At 60.4% G+C, this 19,320-nt stretch carries 16 protein-coding genes; 5 read left to right on the forward strand and 11 right to left on the reverse strand.

Annotated features, from left to right (window positions below; all coding sequences use genetic code 11):
- The first annotated feature begins 31 nt into the window (after positions 1-31).
- Together CK498_RS03215 and CK498_RS03220 are read left to right on the forward strand one after the other, a co-directional pair.
- Positions 32-442: a hypothetical protein gene (locus CK498_RS03215; protein WP_095619403.1), complete on the forward strand. Its 411-nt coding sequence runs from the start codon at positions 32-34 to the stop codon at positions 440-442.
- A gap of 147 nt (positions 443-589) precedes the next feature.
- Positions 590-1,150, forward strand: coding sequence for an outer membrane beta-barrel protein (locus tag CK498_RS03220; protein ID WP_095619404.1), 561 nt, complete (start codon positions 590-592; stop codon positions 1,148-1,150).
- Positions 1,151-1,422: 272 nt separating this feature from the next.
- Here the strand turns inward: CK498_RS03220 and CK498_RS03225 are convergent, their stop codons facing one another.
- The 4 genes from CK498_RS03225 to CK498_RS03240 form a co-directional block, all read right to left on the reverse strand.
- Positions 1,423-2,397: an OmpA family protein gene (locus CK498_RS03225; protein WP_095619405.1), complete on the reverse strand. Its 975-nt coding sequence runs from the start codon at positions 2,395-2,397 to the stop codon at positions 1,423-1,425.
- Positions 2,390-3,238 (reverse strand): motility protein A, encoded by an 849-nt coding sequence (locus CK498_RS03230; protein ID WP_095619577.1) that lies wholly within the window; start codon positions 3,236-3,238, stop codon positions 2,390-2,392. The genes CK498_RS03225 and CK498_RS03230 overlap by 8 nt, the downstream gene beginning before the upstream one ends.
- A 132-nt stretch (positions 3,239-3,370) precedes the next feature.
- A complete protein-coding gene (locus CK498_RS03235) occupies positions 3,371-3,586 on the reverse strand; it encodes a helix-turn-helix domain-containing protein (protein WP_095619406.1) in 216 nt (71 codons plus the stop codon).
- 950 nt (positions 3,587-4,536) lie between these two features.
- A complete protein-coding gene (locus tag CK498_RS03240) occupies positions 4,537-6,327 on the reverse strand; it encodes a gamma-glutamyltransferase family protein (protein WP_095619407.1) in 1,791 nt (596 codons plus the stop codon).
- Between the two features lie 137 nt (positions 6,328-6,464).
- Here CK498_RS03240 and CK498_RS03245 point away from each other — a divergent pair, with 137 nt between their 5' ends.
- The 3 genes from CK498_RS03245 to CK498_RS03255 all read left to right on the forward strand — a co-directional run bounded on the left by CK498_RS03245 (position 6,465) and on the right by CK498_RS03255 (position 10,343).
- Positions 6,465-7,244 (forward strand): GntR family transcriptional regulator, encoded by a 780-nt coding sequence (locus CK498_RS03245; protein WP_095619408.1) that lies wholly within the window; start codon positions 6,465-6,467, stop codon positions 7,242-7,244.
- 62 nt (positions 7,245-7,306) lie between these two features.
- Positions 7,307-8,344 (forward strand): TAXI family TRAP transporter solute-binding subunit, encoded by a 1,038-nt coding sequence (locus tag CK498_RS03250; RefSeq protein WP_095619409.1) that lies wholly within the window; start codon positions 7,307-7,309, stop codon positions 8,342-8,344.
- Between the two features lie 64 nt (positions 8,345-8,408).
- Positions 8,409-10,343 carry a TRAP transporter permease gene (locus CK498_RS03255; protein ID WP_095619410.1) on the forward strand — a complete coding sequence of 645 codons (1,935 nt, stop codon included), beginning with the start codon at positions 8,409-8,411 and terminating at the stop codon, positions 10,341-10,343.
- Here the strand turns inward: CK498_RS03255 and CK498_RS03260 are convergent.
- The 7 genes from CK498_RS03260 to CK498_RS03290 form a co-directional block, all read right to left on the reverse strand.
- Positions 10,340-11,269: a CobW family GTP-binding protein gene (locus CK498_RS03260; protein ID WP_141246902.1), complete on the reverse strand. Its 930-nt coding sequence runs from the start codon at positions 11,267-11,269 to the stop codon at positions 10,340-10,342. The two genes, CK498_RS03255 and CK498_RS03260, sit on opposite strands and share 4 nt — an antisense overlap.
- Positions 11,262-12,881 (reverse strand): amidohydrolase, encoded by a 1,620-nt coding sequence (locus CK498_RS03265; protein WP_095619412.1) that lies wholly within the window; start codon positions 12,879-12,881, stop codon positions 11,262-11,264. Before CK498_RS03265 ends, CK498_RS03260 begins: the two co-directional genes overlap by 8 nt.
- 9 nt (positions 12,882-12,890) lie before the next feature.
- Positions 12,891-14,060 carry a M20 aminoacylase family protein gene (locus CK498_RS03270; RefSeq protein WP_095619413.1) on the reverse strand — a complete coding sequence of 390 codons (1,170 nt, stop codon included), beginning with the start codon at positions 14,058-14,060 and terminating at the stop codon, positions 12,891-12,893.
- A 49-nt stretch (positions 14,061-14,109) separates the two neighbouring features.
- Positions 14,110-15,777 carry an ABC transporter ATP-binding protein gene (locus CK498_RS03275; RefSeq protein WP_324615496.1) on the reverse strand — a complete coding sequence of 556 codons (1,668 nt, stop codon included), beginning with the start codon at positions 15,775-15,777 and terminating at the stop codon, positions 14,110-14,112.
- Positions 15,777-16,631: an ABC transporter permease gene (locus tag CK498_RS03280; RefSeq protein WP_217987674.1), complete on the reverse strand. Its 855-nt coding sequence runs from the start codon at positions 16,629-16,631 to the stop codon at positions 15,777-15,779. The genes CK498_RS03275 and CK498_RS03280 overlap by 1 nt, the downstream gene beginning before the upstream one ends.
- Positions 16,632-16,660: 29 nt before the next feature.
- Positions 16,661-17,602, reverse strand: a complete 942-nt coding sequence (locus CK498_RS03285) for an ABC transporter permease (protein ID WP_095619415.1) — start codon at positions 17,600-17,602, stop codon at positions 16,661-16,663.
- A gap of 82 nt (positions 17,603-17,684) precedes the next feature.
- Positions 17,685-19,292: an ABC transporter substrate-binding protein gene (locus CK498_RS03290; protein ID WP_217987675.1), complete on the reverse strand. Its 1,608-nt coding sequence runs from the start codon at positions 19,290-19,292 to the stop codon at positions 17,685-17,687.
- Between the last annotated feature and the right edge of the window lie 28 nt (positions 19,293-19,320).

A 19,320-nucleotide genomic window follows, 5' to 3' on the forward strand; every position in this document is an offset into this window, starting at 1 on the left:
CAATGACGATGGGTAGGCACGGGATAACACAATGCTAGCGGTACGCACATCGGGCGATTTCGTCGCTCTGCTCGAAGGCTTGATATGGCTATTGCTGGCCTGGTCGGCCAGCTATTCGGCCGCAATCGGCGAGCCCCTGCCCAGCGTCGCCATGCTTAGCGTGAGCGCTACGCTGGTATTCGTTTGCTGGGCACACAGGCCATTTCGCCTGACGCTGCAGCGCTACCGCATCCGCCGTCGCCGCACCGAGATGCTGATGCACATCATCGCCCTGCCGCTGCTGCTGGCACTGTTTTTTGGGGTGTTGATCGAGAGCCTGCTGACGCCGCTCAGTGGCCAGCAGAAGATGCTGATGTATAACGTCCTCGCCACCTCTGGATGGCTGGTCTTCGCCCTGACACTACTGGTCAAGTACCTGATGTTCCGACTCAAACCGCGCTGAAATGGGGCAAGCTGGTTGGCAGTCTGGGGCTAAAACGACTAAGGTAATAGCACTGTGTCGCAGTCGCGCGACTCGCCAGGCAATACCCGTCTACTCATGAATGTCTCGATTCGTCGTTACCTAACACGTTTTGCGCTGGCCCCCTCAATGGCTTTTGCCGTGGGTGCGGGTGTTGCGCTGGCCGACGATGACATGCCGATTCACTACAGCGGCGACTTCACCGAGCTTGCGACGCTGGATAACGGCGTAGTCCTGGAAGGCGCGGAACTGGCGATGCCCGATGGCGCCACGTCTGGCTTTCGCCTGCTGGCTGGCTACTTGCTGCCAAGGCTGCCACGGCTAGGCGTCGGCGCCGAGATAACCTACCTGGTGACCGACGAGACCCCGACTGCCATCGATAACCAATCGGTACTGCTCAACACCACCAGCCTGCAAGGTGCCGTCACCGCCGGCCTGCATCTCGGCAACTTCAGCCTGTTTGCCAAATCCGGCCTGGCCGACTGGAGCGGCGACCTGGAAACCACCATGGCCGGAAGCGATGCCCAGGAGCAGGACATGGCCATGGGCGGCACCGCCCAGGTTCACGGCTTCGGTGCGCGCATGAACTTCACGCCACGCACCGTGGCACATCTGCAGTACGAGCGCATCGACGCACCGCGCCTCGAGCACCTCAACCTGACCTCCGCCAAGATCTCCTACCACTTCTAAGCGCGCAGCGCTGCCCGGCTAGATCAACCCCATCGCGGCTAAAGCCGCTCCCACTTTTGCCTTGGCGCCATGACCCTGTAGGAGCGAATTCATTCGCGATTGCAGCGCGCAGCGCTGCTGGGTTGGATAAACCTCATGAAGCTGAAGCCTCTCCCACATTGGCCTTGGCGCCACTCCCTGTGGGAGCGAATTCATTCGCGATTGCAGCGCGCAGCGCTGCTGGATCAGCTCCATCGAGACTGACGTCTCTCCCACATTGCCCCTGGCGCCACTCACAGATGAATGATCACCTCGACGCGGCGATTCTTGGCACGCCCCTCTTGTGAATCGTTGCTGGCCAGCGGGCGGGTATCGCCAAAGCCCACCGCACGCAGCCGCGAGGGCGACACCCCCTCATCCGCCAGGTAGCGCAGAATCGCCGTGGCCCGGGCGCTGGAAAGCTCCCAGTTGGAGGGAAACTGCGGCGTATTGATCGGCCGGCTATCGGTATGGCCCTCCACCGAGACCTCACCATCATGGCGCTGGATCAGTGCCACCAGGCTCTCGATAACATCGCGGCCAGCGCCTGTCAGTTCAGCCTCGGCGGTGGAGAACAGCAGGTTGTCCTCGACCCGCAGGCTGATGCCCTCGGCCACCCGCGACACCTCCACCCCCTCGAGGTCGGGCAGGTGCGGCGCTTCTGCAATGCGCTGCTCCAGGGTCTCGGCAAGCGTGGTGGCCACCGCCACCGCCTCGGGGTCGATCTCCCGCGAGCGCTCGGGCGCAGTATCGGTCACCACGACGACCAGCTCCTCCAGCGGCACCTCGAGGTTGGCGCCGTTGGCCGCCACCACCTGCGGGCTCGGCGGCTGCCAGTCGGCCATCACTGGTTCGGCGGGGAACGGTCTCGCCGGAACCGGCGCCACAGGCTCCGGCGCCCGGCGCGCCACCCCAAGCGCCACCACCACCGCCGCCGGATCGATACGCGCCGCGGCGCCGTTCAGGTACGGCTCCTGAGGCGCCATCGCCGCCAGCATCTCCTCAGGCAGCGGCACCCCCAGGTAAGGGGCTGGCGTAGCATCCACCTCGGTATAGAGCGTCACCGGTTCGGCATCGCTCTGACCCAGACGAAACGACAGCGCGAACAGCAGCACGAACAGCGCCACCAGCAGCGTCATCACATCGATGTAACTGACCATCCAGCCGCTGCTCGCTTCGGCATCTCCCGCCTCCTCGAGCAGCGCATCGTAGCGCGAGGTATCAGGCATGCTTGCGCAGCCTCACCGGCCACTGCAGGCGCCGCCCGGTCTTCTCCATCGGTTCGTCGAGCAACACCTGGTCGCGCAGTTCATCATGGTGATTGGCCATGAACGACTTGAGCGTCTCCTCGATGAACGACGGCAGCCGACGCCGCGACATCAACGACACCCCCTCGAGCACCATGTTCATGGCGATCAGGCGCTCTTCGGTTCGCCGCTCCAGCTTGACCGCTATCGGTTTGAACACCAGGTTGGCCAGCACGATGCCATAGAAGGTGGTCAACAGGGCCACCGCCATTTTCTCGCCGATTACCCCAATCTGGCCGGTATCCATCACCTCGAGCATGTTCACCAGCCCCACCAGGGTGCCGATCATGCCGAAGGCCGGGGCGTAGAGTGCCATGGTGCGAAAGATCTGCGCCTCGGCCCGCTCCCGCGCCTTCATGCGCGCCACCCGCCAACGCAGCAGGTCGAGGATCTCCTCTTCGCGGGTATTATCGATTACCAGCTGCACGCCGGTGCGCAGGAAGGGATTGCGCACGTCATCCTCCAACGCACGCTCCACGGCATGGATGTCGCCCTTGAACCACAGCCGCGACAGCCGCACCAGTTCCTGGATATCCTCCTGTACACGGCTGTTCTCGCGACGAAACACCAGCGCCACCAGCCGCACCACTCGCACGACTTCCTTGAGCGGGTAGCTGATGAAGGTCGCCGCCAGGGTGCCGGTCAGCACGATGGCCAAGCCTGGCAGGTTGATGAAGCTGGCCGCCGACTCGGCGCTCAGCAAGAGGACACTGGCCAGCATCAAGATACTGGCGGCGATGCCGATAAGCGTTGAAGGATTCATGCGCTCGCCCATGGTAGATGACTCGAAAGAGACGTCGTTCAGGCTGACATGATACTCACCGCACTACCCGGCAAAGGGTCGAAAAGCCGCCATTCGTGGGGCTACTCCGGCGTAGGCAAGGCAACGAACAGACTATCGCGCGGCATAACGATCAGCGGTCGCCAGCATCTCCGGCAGGCCAATGGCGTCGTTGAGCTTATCGAAAGCGGCCATGCGGTCGCGGAACGGCTCGGTAGAGCCGTGCTGCTTGAGGCTCTCGAAGTAGGCAGAGACCTGACGAATCACTGCCGAGGCAGCGATATCCAGCCGCGACGCTGCCGCCCGGATCGAACCGGTCTCGACCGTCAACGGAAGTAGGTCAAGCGCTGGTGGGGGATTTCCATGGCCAGCCCCGATAGTCACACTTAGCGCGAATTTATTCGCGATTCGTGTGGGAGATAATTCATTCGCGATTGCAGTGCGCAGCGCTGCCGGTCAACCCAACCCCATCGTGACTGAAGTCACTCCCACATTTGCCTTGGCGCCACTCCCCTGTGGGAGATAATTCATTCGCGATTGCAGCGCGCAGCGCTGCCGGTCAACCAATCCCATCGTGACTGAAGTCACTCCCACTTTTACCAACGGCGCCACTCCCCTGTGGGAGCGAATTCATTCGCGATGGCAGTGCGCAGCGCTGCCGGTCAACCCAACCCCATCGTGACTGAAGTCACTCCCACTTTTACCAACGGCGCCACTCCCCTGTGGGAGCGAATTCATTCGCGATTGCAGTGCGTAGCGCTGCCGGTCAACCAATCCCATCGTGACTGAAGTCACTCCCACTTTTACCAACGGCGCCACTCCCCTGTGGGAGATAATTCATTCGCGATGGCAGTGCGCAGCGCTGCCGGTCAACCCAACCCCATCGTGACTGAAGTCACTCCCACTTTTACCAACGGCGCCACTCCCCTGTGGGAGCGAATTCATTCGCGATGGCAGTGCGCAGCGCTGCCGGTCAACCAATCCCATCGTGACTGAAGTCACTCCCACTTTTACCAACGGCGCCACTCCCCTGTGGGAGCGAATTCATTCGCGATGGCAGTGCGCAGCGCTGCCGGTCAACCAATCCCATCGTGACTGAAGTCACTCCCACATTTGCCTTGGCGCCACTCCCCTGTGGGAGCGACTTCAGTCGCGATGGCAGCGCGCAGCACTGCCGGTCAACCAATCCCATCGTGACTGAAGTCACTCCCACTTTTACCAACGGCGCCACTCCCCTGTGGGAGCGAATTCATTCGCGATTGCAGTGCGTAGCGCTGCCGTCAACGCCCCACGGCATAGCCCTGCATGTGGCGCGCCGAGGCGCCAGCGTGAAGCATGCCATCGCGCACTGCCACGGCACACACCCGGCCCAGCGCCCACTCATCCTGTATCGCCAGGTCATGGCCTTTATCACGCAGGGCCGCCAGCACCGCCGGGGAGAAGCGGTTTTCGATCAGCACCCGCCCCAGCACGCACTCACGCGGATGGAAGGATGCCGGGAAATGGCGCACCTGAAACTGCGGCGCATCAATGGCGCGCTGCAGGTCGTAACCGTAATGCACGATGCGCAGAAAGGTGGTCAGGCTCCACTGGTCCTGCTGGTCGCCGCCGGGCGAGCCCAAGGCCATGCACGGCTTGCCATCGCGGGTGACCAGCGTCGGTGTGAGTGTCGTGCGCGGACGAACGCCGGGGCGCAGTGAACTCGCCAGCCCAGGCGTCAGCCAGGTCATCTGCGCCCGCGTAGAGATCGAGAAGCCCAGCCCCGGCACGCTGGGCGAGCTTTGCAGCCAGCCGCCACTGGGCGTCGCCGACACCATGTTGCCAAAGCGATCGACGATATCCAGATGCACCGTATCGCCCTCCACCTCAGGCAGCGGCGCAAACGTCGGCTCACCGCCGCCGGGCCCAATCGTAGGCTCGCTACCCGCCAGTGCCATGATCGCCGCTATCCGTGCATCGCCGCCCTTCAGCCCCGGGCGCATCTCCAGCGACGCCTGCTCACCGATCAACTGGCGTCGAGCCGCGTTATAGTCAGCGCTGAGCAACGTCTCCAGCGGCACCTCGGCGCCTGCCGGGTCGCCGTACCACGCCTCGCGGTCGGCGAAAGCCAGCTTCGCCGACTCTGCTACCCGGTGGACGAACGCGGCGCTCTCGGGACCGAAAGAGGTGAAATCGACATCCTCAAGCAGCGCCAGCTGCTGCAGGAATACCGGCCCCTGGCTCCAGGGACCGCACTTATGAACGCGATAGCCTGCGTAATCCGCGCTTACCGTGGCCTCTTCACTCGCTGACCAGCGCGCCATGTCCTCGCCGGTCAGCAGCCCGGCACGGCGCTCCCCGGTGCTGTCCATCAGCGGCTTGCGATAGAAGGCATCGACCGCCTCGGCCACGAAGCCTTCATAGAAGGTCGCTCGGGCACGCTCGATCTGTGCCTCACGGTCGGGGCCCGCCAGCATCGCCTCGGCCAGAATACGCCGGTAGGTGCGAGCAATCGCCGGCGAACGAAACAACCGGTCGGGACGCGGCGCAGCGCCGTCCACCAGCCACTGTTCGGCAGAGCTCGGCCACTCCTGCTTGAAGAACTCGGCAACCGGCAGAATCGAGGAAACCACACGACCGAGCAGCGGAAACCCGTTCTCCGCATAGTCGATGGCGGGCTCCAGCACCGACGCCAGCGGCATGCTGCCGTAATCGCGCAGCAGTCGCATCCAGGCGCCGAACGCCCCCGGCACCACGGCCGGCAACAGCCCGGTGCCCGGCACTGTCTTGAGCCCTAGCTGCGCGAAGTGCTCCGCGGTGGCCCCCGCCGGCGTCACCCCCTGGCCGCAGATCACCCGCGGCGCCGTATCGTCATGGCGCATCGCGATGATCGGCACCTCGCCGCCAGGACCATTCAGATGAGGCTCGACGATCTGCAGCACGAAACCCGCTGCCACGGCCGCATCGAAGGCGTTGCCGCCCTTCTCCAGCATTGCCATCGCCACGCTGGAGGCCAACCAGTGCGTAGTAGTGACGACCCCGAAGGTGCCCTTGATCTCAGGACGAGTGGTGAACGGCGGCAGGCTGGGCATGGCGATCGGTTCCTCTTGTTGTTGAGCACCACCTGATACTGGGCGGCTCAGGTTGTACTTGAACCTACCATGTTTTACAGGCAGGATCATTAGAGCTATATAGCTATATTAACAACGACAACTGAACGCGGTGGCCCATGACACTCGACAAGATCGTCAACGCCTGCCTACCCCACTTCGAGAACGAGCACCTCGGCGTGCCGAAGTACGCGCGCTTCTATAACGCCATCAAGGAAGCCGTGCATGCCGGCCACCTCATGCCCGGCGACAAGCTGCCCTCGGAGCAGGAGCTATCAGCGCGACTGCCGGCGAGCCTCGGCACCCTGCAGAAAGCGCTCAAGGCGTTATCCGACGATGGCATCGTGATTCGCGAGCACGGTCGCGGCACCTTTATCCGTGACCAGGAGATCAAGTTCGAAGATATCCGCGTCTTCCGCTTTCTCGATAATGGCCGGCCGCTGCCGTTGACCCTGCAGGGCCTGGGCATACAGGCGGTAGAACTCTCCCCGGAACTGGCGACATTCTTCGGCCGCGACCGAGCCGCTGTGATTCAGCGTCTGGTACAGGTCGAGGGCGAGCCGTGGACGTTCAACGAGTTCTTCCTGCCACTCGAGTACGCCCATGACCTGATGGATAAGCCGGCCAGCGACTTCGATGGCCTGTCGCTGCACGAGCACCTGTTTCAGACCCAGCGCATTCTCACCAGTCACTTCGTGCATCGACTCGGCGTCGCCCCCTTCTCCGCTGACGCCAGGCGCTTTCTCGGCCTCGCCGACGATGTCAGTCACGGAATGCAGTGGCGGGTGCACGGCTACTCGCGCGATGGCAAGCCAACGACCTTTCAGCGCTTCGAGGTCCAGCCCGGCCATCGCGATATCGAACTCAGCACCCAGGCAGGTCAGGGGCGCGGCACCTGACACCTTGATATAACGCCGCAATCGACGCTTCAAACCGCTCAATCAACAATAAAGGTAATCACATGACCCAGGATTCCAGCCACAACGATAACGGCCCCATCGACGCGCGCCGTCGGCAGCTGTTGAAAGCCGGCATGATAGGCACCGGCGTCGCCATGTTTCCCGGTATTCTCGCCGCATCGCCGACCCGCGAGCTGCGCTGGGGCTCGGCAAGCCTCGGTTCGACCGGCTATATCATCATCGAGGCACTTGCCCAGGCCGTGCAGCGCAATAGCGATATGCGTACCACCACGCTTTCAACCTCGGGTGGCGCCGAGAACATGGTGATGGCAAGCCGCGAGGAGATCGAGTTCGGCCAGACCACCTCCACCGACTGGCCGCCGGCCACCCAAGGCGAACGCCCCTTCCCCGGGCCCATCGATGCGCGCCAGATGTTTGCCTATACGGTGTGGAATATCCCGCTGATCGTGCGCGCCGACTCCGACATTCACTCCCTGGCAGACCTCGCCGGCAAGCGCGTAATGCCGTCCACCGCAGGCGGCGCCACGGCCATCATGCACCAGACCATTCTCGAAGCAGCGGGCGTTGCCGACGAGGTCGACTGGACCTATGGCTCATGGAACGACACCTTCAGCGCCTTTCAGTCGGGTGCCGTCGACGCCATCCCCTCGACCCTGACCAACGGCCGCGCCTCGCCGGCACTGGCAGAAATCGACAGCACGGTGGAGTTCCGCGTGCTGCCGATCGAGCCCGAGGTACTCGAGCGAGCCCAGGCCATCAACTCCGGCCTGCTGGCCACCACCGTCAGCGCCGAGCAGTGGGACAAGATAGAGGGCGAGATGCTGATGCCCGCCATCTCAGGCGTACTGGCCGCACGCCCCGGCGTCACCGACGACGAAGCCTATGCCGTCTGCAAGGCGATCTTCGATGACCCGGAGCAGGTGCGCCGCGTCGGCTCGCAGCTGCAGGACATCGGCGTGGAGTTCGCGGTGGAATACCTGCTTTCCGACTACCCGGTCAATGCCGGCGCCGCACGCTACTTCCAGGAGCGCGGTGTATGGCGCGATGAGCTGATCGTCGCAGACCCGGTCTCCGCGTAACCCTGCTACCTGCCATGCACCGCGGTGCATGGCAGCCGCTCAACGATGAGAATGAAGGCCACCCATGACGCCCAAGCTGCTCAACGACAAGCGCGGCTACATGAATACCGCCAATCTCGTACTGCTCCTCACCCTGGTAATGGTGGCCACCCATCTGCTGCAGGTATTCAACTACTACCTGCCATCCGGTCAATTCAAGGCGCTTCACCTTGGCTTGGCACTCCTGATCATCTTCACCAGCGCCACTGGCCATGCGCGGCACTGGCTGGGCCGGCTAACCTATGCCGGCTGTTTTATCGTCGCTGGCATCGCCGCCGGCTATGTGTTTCTCGAATACGACGGCCTGATCACCGACCGCGTATTTGGCCCCGAGCCAATGGACGTGGTGATCGGCTGCTTGCTGATCGCCGTAAGCCTGGTCGCCGCATGGCAGCAGTGGGGGCTGACCATCCCGCTAATCGGTGTGGTAGGCCTGCTCTACGGCTATTTCGGCAATACCCTGCCCACCCAGTTGCTCTACCACGCCGGCATGGGCCTGGAGCGGCTGGTGTCCTACGCCTCGATTCCTAATTTCCAGGGCGTACTGGGATCGCTCACCGAACTCTCCGCCGGCACCATCTTCATCTTCATGGTCTTTGCCGGGCTGCTGAAATCGACCGGTGGCATCGACTTCATCATGGGCTTTGCCACCAAGCTCGCCGGCAACTCGCGCGGTGGCCAGGCCAAGATTGCCGTACTGGCGAGCGCCTTCATGGGCATGATCTCGGGCAGTACCGTGGCCAATATCGCCAGTACCGGCACCATGACCATTCCGACCATGAAGCGCACCGGCTTCAAGGGCCCTTTCGCCGGCGCCGTCGAAGCCGTCGCCTCCACCGGCGGCCAGATGACACCGCCGGTGATGGGCCTGACGGCCTTCCTCATGGTCGGCGTTACCGGCCTGGCCTATGACCAAGTGATTCTCGCCGCAGCACTGCCGGCAGCACTCTACTATTTCTATCTGATCCTCGCCGTGCATCTGCAGGCGGCCCGCGAGGGGATCGAACCCAACCAGCAGGCAGCCACGCAGACACTCCCCGCCAGGCAGTTACTGGCCCGCTACGGCCACCTGCTGATCGCCATCGGCGTACTCGTCTACCTACTGGTCAGCCGCATGCCGCCCTCCTACGCGGCGGCTTACGGCTGCCTGGCGATCATCGCGCTCGAACTCATCAGCAGCATGCTGCGCCAGCACCGCCAGCCGCTCCATGCGCTGACCGGAGCGTTCACCCGGCTGATCGACGGCCTGCGCGAAGGTGGCTTCAGCGGCGCCACCATCGCAGTGATCGTCGCGGTGATCGGCATCTTCGTCGAAGTGCTCACCGCCACCGGCTTCGCCCAGAAGCTCTCCTACCTGATGCTCGGCATTGCCGACGGCAGCCTTGGCGTACTGCTAATGATTGCCGCCGTGGCCTGCCTGATCTTCGGGCTTGGCCTGCCCACCTCGGCGGCCTACATCCTGGTCGCTCTGCTCACCGCCCCGGCGCTGGTCGACATGGGCCTGAGCCTGATGGCGGCGCACATGTTCGTACTCTATTTCGCCGTCTTCTCGGCGCTAACGCCACCGGTTGCCGTCGCCTCGCTGATCGCCGCACGCATCGCCGAAGCGCCATACTTCACTACCGCCATGCAGGCGGTGAAGATCGGCCTGCCGGGCTTCTTCCTGCCCTTCCTGTTCGTCGCCCGGCCCGAACTTCTGCTGATGCAAGGCTCGTTGCTGGATCAACTCTTCGTGTTCGTCATCAGCATCATCGCCCTGGCCGCTCTCAACGTCGCCATGGTCGGCCAAGGGTTCATTCGCAGCGCATGGCCGGTCAGGGTGGTACTGCTGACTGCCGCGACGCTAACCCTGGTACCGGGGCTGCTGGGCACCTTGCTGGGCTGTGCCGTGATCCTGGCGATATTTGGCTACCAGTACGCGGCAAAAGCCAAGCAGCCCGCCGTTACCCGCGCCGCCTAGCGGGATGGCATCGAGCTATATTCCATCAGTTGAGAGGCTAGATAGGCCAGGTTGTCACGCCCCTTGCCGATCAGTACCAAGGCTGACGCATGGCGACGGTGCGTCCGGGTGACGCTGGAGCCGCTGGGCGTCCACTGCAGCAATAAGCAGCCACTCGGCGTCTCCTCACTGGCAACAAACCCTTTGGCCCGCAGCAGAATCGACGTGGCTGCGTCGAGTACCTGGGTCAGCCTGCTGATATCGACAGGGCCCGGCAGGGTGAGCGTAAAAGAGACTAGAGCACCTGGCACCAACGGTTTTAACTCAGGCACGATGGCTTCGCCAAGGCAGTCTCCGCGGTGTGTAATGACGGCAGGCTGTGGGGGTGCTGCCCAGGATATCTGGGCATTGGGGCTCAACGCCTGCAGTTGGTTACGCCTTGCGTCACACTCGTTTCTACTCAGCCCTTCCCATCGGTTGATAACCATCGCCGGTGCTTCAGCCACTTGATGGCGCACCAGGTCACCGACGGTTGCATCCTCCAGAAGACGCCCGATAGCAGATATATCGACAAGCAGCTTGACGTCGGCCAGATAGTAGCCAGGCGCTGAGTTGAATAGCTGCATAAGAGGCCTAGGCTGAGCCACACCACTCGCTTCCACCACCAGCCATTGCGGAGGACGGGGCCAACGGGATATTTGCGTTAACTGCGACGACAGGTTCCCCGACAACCCACAGCAGGCACATCCGTTGGTTAGCCGTATGACACCTCCCTCTCTCGATTCGATCAGATCGGCATCGATGTTCATACTGCCAAAGTCATTGATCAAGAAAAGCGCATCGCTGATCTTGCCATCCGCAATCATTGCATTGATCAGGGTGGTCTTACCGCTGCCAAGAAAACCGCATAGTAGATGCACACCGATAGATTGGGCGCTATCAAGCATCAGTTGGCAGCCCGCCAAGAAGAGTCGCGTGGATACGAATATCCTTCAGAGCAATACTCTCATCCAGCGGGTCATCGTCCAGCACCACAACGTCCGCCCACTTGCCCGGCTCAAGACTACCAATATGCCGATCTAGGTGCAGGGTCCGTGCCGCACCAAGGGTAATGGCCTCGAGCGCTACCTGACGGTTAATCGCCTCCTCCACTCCTAAGACAGCTCCCGATGCCGTTTGACGGCGATGAGCGCAGTGGGCCGTAAACAGCGGCGAGAGCGGTGTGACAGGGGCATCGCAATGGATACCGAAGGTAATATCAAGTCGGTTGGCGCTGGCAGTCGGCTCCAGGCGCTGACAGCGATCGAAACCAAGCGTGCGTGATAGGTGAATATCACCCCAGTAATAAATATGGTTGGCAAAGATATTGAGGCAGGCGTCCAGCTGTTTGACGCGATAGAGCTGATCCTGGCGAATCAGCTGGACATGCTGCAGGGTGTGGCGATGATTGAGGCGTGGCCAAAGGCAGAGAGCCTCCTCCAAGGCGTCCAGCATCACTTCAACGGCTTCATCGCCATTGGTATGAATATGCAGTTGAAAGCCTGCTTGGTGATAGTGCAGCACCATGTCGTGAAACGTCTGCGGAGGTGCGTTCCATACGCCATTCCCTTCAACATCTAGATAGCCTGGCCACTGTAATCGTGCGGTGTAGTTCTGGATCGCCCCATCGGTCACCAGCTTCACAATACCGAAGACGAGTTTATCGTGGCCCTGCGTCATGGCCTTTGCCAGCTGCTCACTGCCCTCCTCGGGCGCCCACCCCAGTGCATTGAGCGCTGGCACCAAGCGTACAGGGAAGCTCGGCTCCAAGGTCGTACTGCGCATCGACTCGACGGCACCATCGCTGAGTGGGTTAAGCAAGTCGGTGATGGTCGTAATGCCCTCACGCCGAGCCGCTCTGGCATACTGACGCAGCGCCTCAGGTTGGCTAGCCTGCTCGAAGAAATCGATACCATAGCGATCAAACACCAGATGCATGGCCGGCATTTCCTGCAACTCACCCACGCATTCACCGCCAGCATTTCTTACGATTCCATCTATCTCTTTGCTGGCGATAGTGGCCTGCTCGATCACCGCCGAATTCACCGTCATGACATGCAGACTGGCATGCATGACAATAATCGGTACTGTATCGCTGACCGTATCCAGCAAGCCTTTATCCAAGCGCGCGCCACTGAAGTAGATAGGATCGAACCCCCAGGCGATCAACGGCTCGCCCGGCGTCAGTCTGGCCAGCCCTTCGGCCAGGCGTGCCTGAAGAGACGCCACGTCTCGCAGCCCCGACCAGCGCTGCCCCGCCGGTGACTGCTTGTCGAACCAGCCGAGATAGATGTACTCCCAGATGGCCCCTTCCAGGGCATGACTGTGTCCCTCCACGAAGCCTGGCATCAGCACCTTGTCGGCATAGCGATCGTCTACTGTCACTTCACCAAAGGCACGTGCCTGCTCTAGCGAACCGAGGCTCAATACTCGCCCATCCTTGACGGCCAGACAGTCACCTTCCGGCTGCGAAGGGTTCATGGTGATAATGCGACGTGCCGGGTAAAGCGTAATGGTCATACTTACTCCTTACTGAGACGGTACGGCCAGTCGACGCTCCACCATACGTGCCATGATGCTAGCTCCGACAGGCAAGATGCCATCGTCTAGCACATAACTGGGATTATGCAGTGGAATCGAGCCCGCATGCCCCACCCAGCAGTACGCCCCGGGAATCACCTGCAGCATATCGGCAAAGTCTTCACTACCGGTTACCCGGCGATCCACCAGGCGTGCGTTCTCTTTGCCAACGATATCCGCAGCCGCGTCGATGTAGGCGCTGGCACAGTCGGCGTCGTTAACCAGAACACTGAATATATTGCGCAAGTCGATCTCTATACGTACATCATGAGACAGCGCTAGCCCCTTGCAAATTCGACGCATGCGCTCATGCACTGCCTCGCATAGCTCATCTTCAAAGTAGCGGACGGTGCCAGATACGGTGGCACTATCAGGAATGACGTTGTACGCAGACCCGGCATGAACCTGGGTAACGGAGAGCACCAGAGGACTGGTCGGCGGCGCGTTACGGCTGACCACCGCCTGCAGTTGCTGGACTAGCTCAGTGGCAATGATGATGGGGTCGCGGGATTGATGGGGCATGGCGGCATGGGAGCCGACGCCATGTATCGTAATATCGAAAAAGGTAGCCCCTGCCATCGCGGGCCCTGGGGTAATCGCGACCTGTTCGGGCTCGCTCCCCGGATCATTGTGCAGGCCATACACTTCATCACAGGGAAAACGCTCGAAAAGCCGGTCGGCGAGCATCCGACGGGCGCCACCCAAGCCCTCTTCCGCTGGCTGAAAAATCACCACCACGGTACCCGCAAAGTTGCGACTCTCCGCCAGGTAACGCGCGGCCCCTAGCAGAATCGTGGTGTGACCATCATGGCCACAGGCATGCATCTTACCGGCATGTTGGGAAGCATACGGGAGGTCGGTCGCCTCATGGATCGGTAGCGCATCCATATCGGCACGCAGTCCAATGCAACCGCCATCTCCCTGACCCTTGATAATGCCTACCACCCCGGTGCCGGCAATCTCCGTGTGAACCTCATCCAGGCCCCACTCCCGCAGTTTTTTTGCGACCAAGGTGGCGGTGCGCGACTCCTCGAAACCCAGCTCTGGATGAGCATGAAGATCGTGACGTATCGCCACCAGCTCATCCTGAAACTCACTGATACGACTGATCGTTGGCATAATGCCTCACTTGTTGATGGTTATTATGGTGATCAAAAATAGGCGGTGGTTATGCGCTAAGCAGCTCGCAGCAGTTGGCAAAGTCCCACTCACGTCCTGGGGCAGCACCGATGAGCATCCGCGTATAATCGTGGCGTGGGTTCGACAACACCTCGCGGGCACTGCCGTGCTCAACAATGGCGCCATACTGCATGACGATGACCTCATCGCAGATCTGCGCCGCGACCCGCAGATCATGGGTAATGAAGAGAATCGCAATACCCAAACGCGCCTGCACCTCATCCAGCAGATCCAACACCTGCGCCTGGACCGATACATCCAGCGCCGACACCGCCTCATCGGCCACCAGCAAGTCCGGGCGCATCATCACCGCGCGTGCAATGGCGATCCGCTGGCGTTGACCGCCGGAGAACTGATGCGGGTAACGCTCCAAGGCATCCCCGGGCAGGTCAACCAACTCCATCATCTCCAGCGCCCGCTCATACGCCTCATGACGGGGCGTGCCAAAGTTGACCGGCCCCTCAACCAGACTACGGCCAACGGTCCAACGCGGATTGAGCGAGCGAAAGGGATCCTGAAACACCACCTGGAAATGCTTGCGATGTGGCCTTAGAGCCCGCCTCGACAAGGTGGCCACCTCTTTGCCAGCGACCCGTATTGATCCCGATGTCGGATCGATCAAACGCATAATGCTGCGTGCAACCGTGGTCTTGCCGGAGCCACTCTCTCCAACAATCCCCAGCGTTTGGCCGCGCTTGACGGTAAGATTGATATCCCGTGCGGCATGCGTGCCGGGTTTTCGCAAGAACAGACCTCCCCCGCTGTACACTTTCTGCATATCGCTGACTTCCAATACCGGCTCAGTGCTTTCCTGCGAACGCGCCCCCCTGGGTATCAGGCTAGGCACTGAGCGCAACAGTCGCTTGGTGTACTCCTCCGAGGGGTGGCGAAAAAGCGTTTCTACCGGCGCCTGTTCGACGATCTTGCCGTGCTTCATTACATGCACCGCATGGGAAACTTCCGCGACGACTCCCATATCATGTGTAATAAATAGTACCGCCGTGCCATGCCGCTCCTGCAACTCGGCGATCAGTGACAGAATCTGTGCTTGGGTGGTGACATCCAGCGCAGTGGTTGGCTCATCGGCAATCAGCAACTTTGGCTCCAGCGCCAACGCCATGGCGATCATGATCCGCTGCCGCTGTCCCCCCGAAAGCTGGTGAGGATAAGAGCCATAAATACGCGCCACATCAGGTAGATACACCTGCTGCATCACATCCAGAACTCTATCCCTGCAGTCTCTCTTCGATAGCTCGCGATGGGTTTGCAGTACTTCCGCGATCTGATCCCCAACGCGCATGACCGGGTTCAGCGCCGTCATCGGCTCCTGGAAAATCATCGCCATACGCTGCCCACGAAGCGTGCGCATCTGAGAGGGCGTCAGCGTGAGTAACGATTCTCCATCCATGTCTATTTCGCCGCCAGAGACCTCCAAGGCTCCCTTAGGCAAAAGCCCCATCACGGCCAACGATGTTACCGACTTACCGGAGCCACTTTCGCCCACAAGACTAACGGTTTCTCCTTCATGTACCTGCAAGCTGATGTCATCCAGCACCAGGCTTCCCGGGCCCTCCTCTCCGCTCAGCCGAACCGAGAGATGGCGGATATCCAATACCGCTTTCGAACTGCTCTTATCATCGTTCTTGAAACGCATCATCACGCCTCCCGCTTCTTGAGCCGAGGATCGAGCATGTCTCGGGCGGCATCACCCAGTAGGTTGATCGATAGGATGCACAGCGACAGGATGGCACCGGTCCAGAAGATCAGGCCCGGTTTGACCTGAAAGTAGGTGCGACCTTCGGCCATGATATTGCCCCAGGTAGGAATGTCGGTACTCACGCCAGCCCCTAGAAACGACAGTATCGCTTCGGTAAGAATCGCCGACGCGCATATATAGGTCCCTTGAACGATCATCGCCGGCACGGTATTCGGCATTAAGTGCTGCCAGAGGATCTTAGGCATGGAGCTGCCCAACGCGATCGCCGCTTCCACATACGGCTCCTCACGCGCGCCAAGCACCACCGAACGCACCAGGCGAACCACCCTCGGCACCTCAGGAATGGTAATGGCCACGATCACCGACCAAACACTGGGGCCACTCAAGGCAACCAGCGCAATCGCCAGGAGAATGGCGGGGATCGCCATCAGGCTATCCATGATACGCATGATCACCGCATCCGCGGCACGGAAGAAGCCAGACACTAGGCCAATCATCATGCCCACCACAACACTGAACAATGCGGCCCCAACACCTATCAGCAGCGATACTCGCCCACCAGTCATGATGCGACTAAACAGGTCCCGACCATACTGGTCAGTGCCCAATAGATGCTCCGCGCTGGCCGGTTGAAGCCGATTTAGCGACCCCATCTGCATCGGGTCGTAAGGCACATATAGCGGCGCCAATAGCGCCGATAGCACGATCAAGAACAGCACGACAGCCGCAACCATCGGCCCCGCCCCGAGGCGCCATTGACGTGGCAGCGACAGCATTCCCAGCACGGTCTGCATGGCGGCGGAAGGTTGGGTAGCATGAGCCATCAGTAGCGAATCCTCGGATCGATTATCGTATAGGAAATATCAATCAGTAGATTAACCAGCACGTACAGTCCGGCCGTCAGCAGAATCATTGCCTGTATTACCGGGTAATCACGGGCCAGGATGGCATCCACCGTCAAACGGCCCACTCCGGGTATATTGAAGACACTCTCGGTGACCACTACCCCAGCAATCAACAGCGCGAAGCCGGTACCAATGATCGTCATAATCGGTACCGCAGCGTTACGTAGCGCATGGCGGAAAAGAATCGAACCTTCCCGTAACCCTTTGGCTCTAGCCGTGCGGACATAATCCTCTCCCAGCACATCCAGCATGCTGGCACGCGTCATCCTTGCAATCAGCGCCACATAGATTGTCGCCAGCGTGAAAGACGGCAGTAGCGCGCGCTGGAAGAAACCGAGCAGATCCTGCGTAGGGGCCGTATAGCCCTGCACTGGCAACCAACGGAGTTCAATGGCGAAGATCTGTATAAAGAGATAGCCAATTACAAATACCGGTACCGAAAATCCTAGAACCGAGAAGCTCATCACCGCATAGTCAACCCAGCTACGGTGACGCCAAGCGGCCAGCACCCCCATGGGCACTGCTATCAATACGGAGAGAAAAATCGTCAGCATGGCAATATTTAGCGTTGGCCAAATGCGCTGACCGATCATGGTGCTAACAGGCGTATTGGAAATGAGAGATACCCCAAGATCCCCCTGGAACATCATTCTCACCCACTGAAAAAACTGTTCATACAGAGGAAGGTTGAGCCCTAAGCGGTCACGAATCCGCTCTAGTTGAGCAGGTGTCGCTGAGTCACCTGCCAGGATGGCCGCAGGGTCTCCCGGTGTAAGCCGTAGTATCAAAAATACAAACAGGGCGACGATAATCATGACCGGAACAACGGCCAGCAATCGCCTAATGATATAGCCCAGCATCCGCTCCCCCTCACAGGCCCGCTGTGATAAACGCACTTTGCATGTAATGGCGGCGGGACCTGCCCGCCGCCCTACTCAGCGGCTACTGTTTATCGATATTCCAGAACACCGGAACCGGCGAAGGAATCATATCGGTGATATTATCCCGGCGTGCTTGCGGCATGATGTACTGCCCCAGCGGGATATAAATCACCTCATCGAGGGTATGTACTTGGAGTTTACGTGCGGCCTCCTGCCGCTCCTCATCCGACTCGGCAGCGATAAACTCGCGACGCAGCGCCTCAAGCTCTTCATCTTCCGGCCAGCCAAACCAACCATCTTCACCACGACCATTCAGCATGACGTTGATCAGCGGCGAGGTAATCTCCGGCACCATCCAGTTGGTGAAGAAGATATTCCAACCGCCCTCATCCGGTGCTGACATACTCGCGCGACGGTTGACCAGGGTCTGCCAATCCATGGGCTGCATATCCACCTCGAAACCGGCTTGGCGCAGTGCCTGGGCAGCAACTACCGGCTGAGCGGAAAGACTCGTTACATCGGTCGGCTGCATCAACACCACGGGTGTGCCGTCATAACCAGCTTCCTCGAGCAATTGCTGCGCGGCTTGAGGATCACCGCCGCTGGTCAGCGACTCGGAGCCACTCTCATCAGCCAAGGGAGTGCCACAACCAAATATAGCGCCGCAAATCTCGTAATACTCGGAGTCCCCCATCATGGTCGCCAGGACGTCCTCCTGGCTAAGCGCCAGCAATGCGGCTTGACGTATCTGCTTGTTATCAAAGGGCGGATGTTGGAAGTTGAGGCGTCCCATGGTTTGATAGCCGAGCGGGTCACGATTTTCCACCACCACATCCGGGCTCGACTCAAGAATCGGCAATAAGTCGACCTGCACCTGCTCGATATAATCGATCTCACCGGTAGTCAGCGCATTGATAGCGGTTTGAGCATCCGGCATGGTCGTCCACACAACCCGATCGACGTTGACCACCTTGCCGCCCGCCATCCAGCTAGGCTCTTCCTCCCGCGGCACATAGTCATCGAAGCGCTCGTAGGTGACGCTCACACCGGGCTCGTACTCGTCTTCCAGGAAGCGAAATGGCCCCGAGCCAATGTGCTCGGAGATCGATGAATCGGCCGATGTGTCCGCAATACGCGCCGGCATGATGAACGCGGGCACGGCAGACTGCTTGGCCAGGGTATCGATCAATGGCGGATAGGGCTCGGAGAGCGTCCAGGTAATCGTATGCTCATCCGTGGCTTCCAAACTCTCGGTGACATCAAATATCAACTGACCGCCCGAGTCGCGCTCACCCCAGCGTTCCAGAGACGCCACCGCGTCCTCGGCCGTCACTACCTCGCCGTCGTGGAACATCAACCCCTCACGTAATGTCAAAGTATAGGTGAGTGAGTCATCGGATATCTCCCAGTCCGCCATCTGCGGCTGAGGGTTGAAGTCTTCATCCGACGCCAACAGCACATCGTAAATCATATAACCGTGATTACGCGTGATATGTGCTGTAGTGATGATCGGATCCAGTACTCGCAAGCTTGAGTGCATTACGGCAGTAATCGTGGTGTCATCACTCTTGGCGGTCATTGGTAATGTCAGGGCAACAGCGGTTACCGCTGCAACAGCAGCCGACATGGGCTTGATACGGAACGTATTGCATAGATTGGGTATTGTCATTAGTAGTCCCCTATGATTGCTTTCCCGT

It is taken from the genome of Halomonas salipaludis (genome assembly GCF_002286975.1).
Lineage (GTDB): Bacteria > Pseudomonadota > Gammaproteobacteria > Pseudomonadales > Halomonadaceae > Franzmannia > Franzmannia salipaludis.

Bases quoted from the DNA above. Each gene is read 5' to 3' on its own strand.
- CK498_RS03215 (WP_095619403.1), top strand. From the start codon at position 32: ATGCTAGCGGTACGCACATCGGGCGATTTCGTCGCTCTGCTCGAAGGC.
- CK498_RS03220 (WP_095619404.1), top strand. From the start codon at position 590: ATGGCTTTTGCCGTGGGTGCGGGTGTTGCGCTGGCCGACGATGACATG.
- CK498_RS03225 (WP_095619405.1), bottom strand. From the start codon at position 2,397: ATGCCTGATACCTCGCGCTACGATGCGCTGCTCGAGGAGGCGGGAGAT.
- CK498_RS03230 (WP_095619577.1), bottom strand. From the start codon at position 3,238: ATGAATCCTTCAACGCTTATCGGCATCGCCGCCAGTATCTTGATGCTG.
- CK498_RS03240 (WP_095619407.1), bottom strand. From the start codon at position 6,327: ATGCCCAGCCTGCCGCCGTTCACCACTCGTCCTGAGATCAAGGGCACC.
- CK498_RS03245 (WP_095619408.1), top strand. From the start codon at position 6,465: ATGACACTCGACAAGATCGTCAACGCCTGCCTACCCCACTTCGAGAAC.
- CK498_RS03250 (WP_095619409.1), top strand. From the start codon at position 7,307: ATGACCCAGGATTCCAGCCACAACGATAACGGCCCCATCGACGCGCGC.
- CK498_RS03255 (WP_095619410.1), top strand. From the start codon at position 8,409: ATGACGCCCAAGCTGCTCAACGACAAGCGCGGCTACATGAATACCGCC.
- CK498_RS03260 (WP_141246902.1), bottom strand. From the start codon at position 11,269: ATGCTTGATAGCGCCCAATCTATCGGTGTGCATCTACTATGCGGTTTT.
- CK498_RS03265 (WP_095619412.1), bottom strand. From the start codon at position 12,881: ATGACCATTACGCTTTACCCGGCACGTCGCATTATCACCATGAACCCT.
- CK498_RS03270 (WP_095619413.1), bottom strand. From the start codon at position 14,060: ATGCCAACGATCAGTCGTATCAGTGAGTTTCAGGATGAGCTGGTGGCG.
- CK498_RS03275 (WP_324615496.1), bottom strand. From the start codon at position 15,777: ATGATGCGTTTCAAGAACGATGATAAGAGCAGTTCGAAAGCGGTATTG.
- CK498_RS03280 (WP_217987674.1), bottom strand. From the start codon at position 16,631: ATGCAGACCGTGCTGGGAATGCTGTCGCTGCCACGTCAATGGCGCCTC.
- CK498_RS03285 (WP_095619415.1), bottom strand. From the start codon at position 17,602: ATGCTGGGCTATATCATTAGGCGATTGCTGGCCGTTGTTCCGGTCATG.
- CK498_RS03290 (WP_217987675.1), bottom strand. From the start codon at position 19,292: ATGACAATACCCAATCTATGCAATACGTTCCGTATCAAGCCCATGTCG.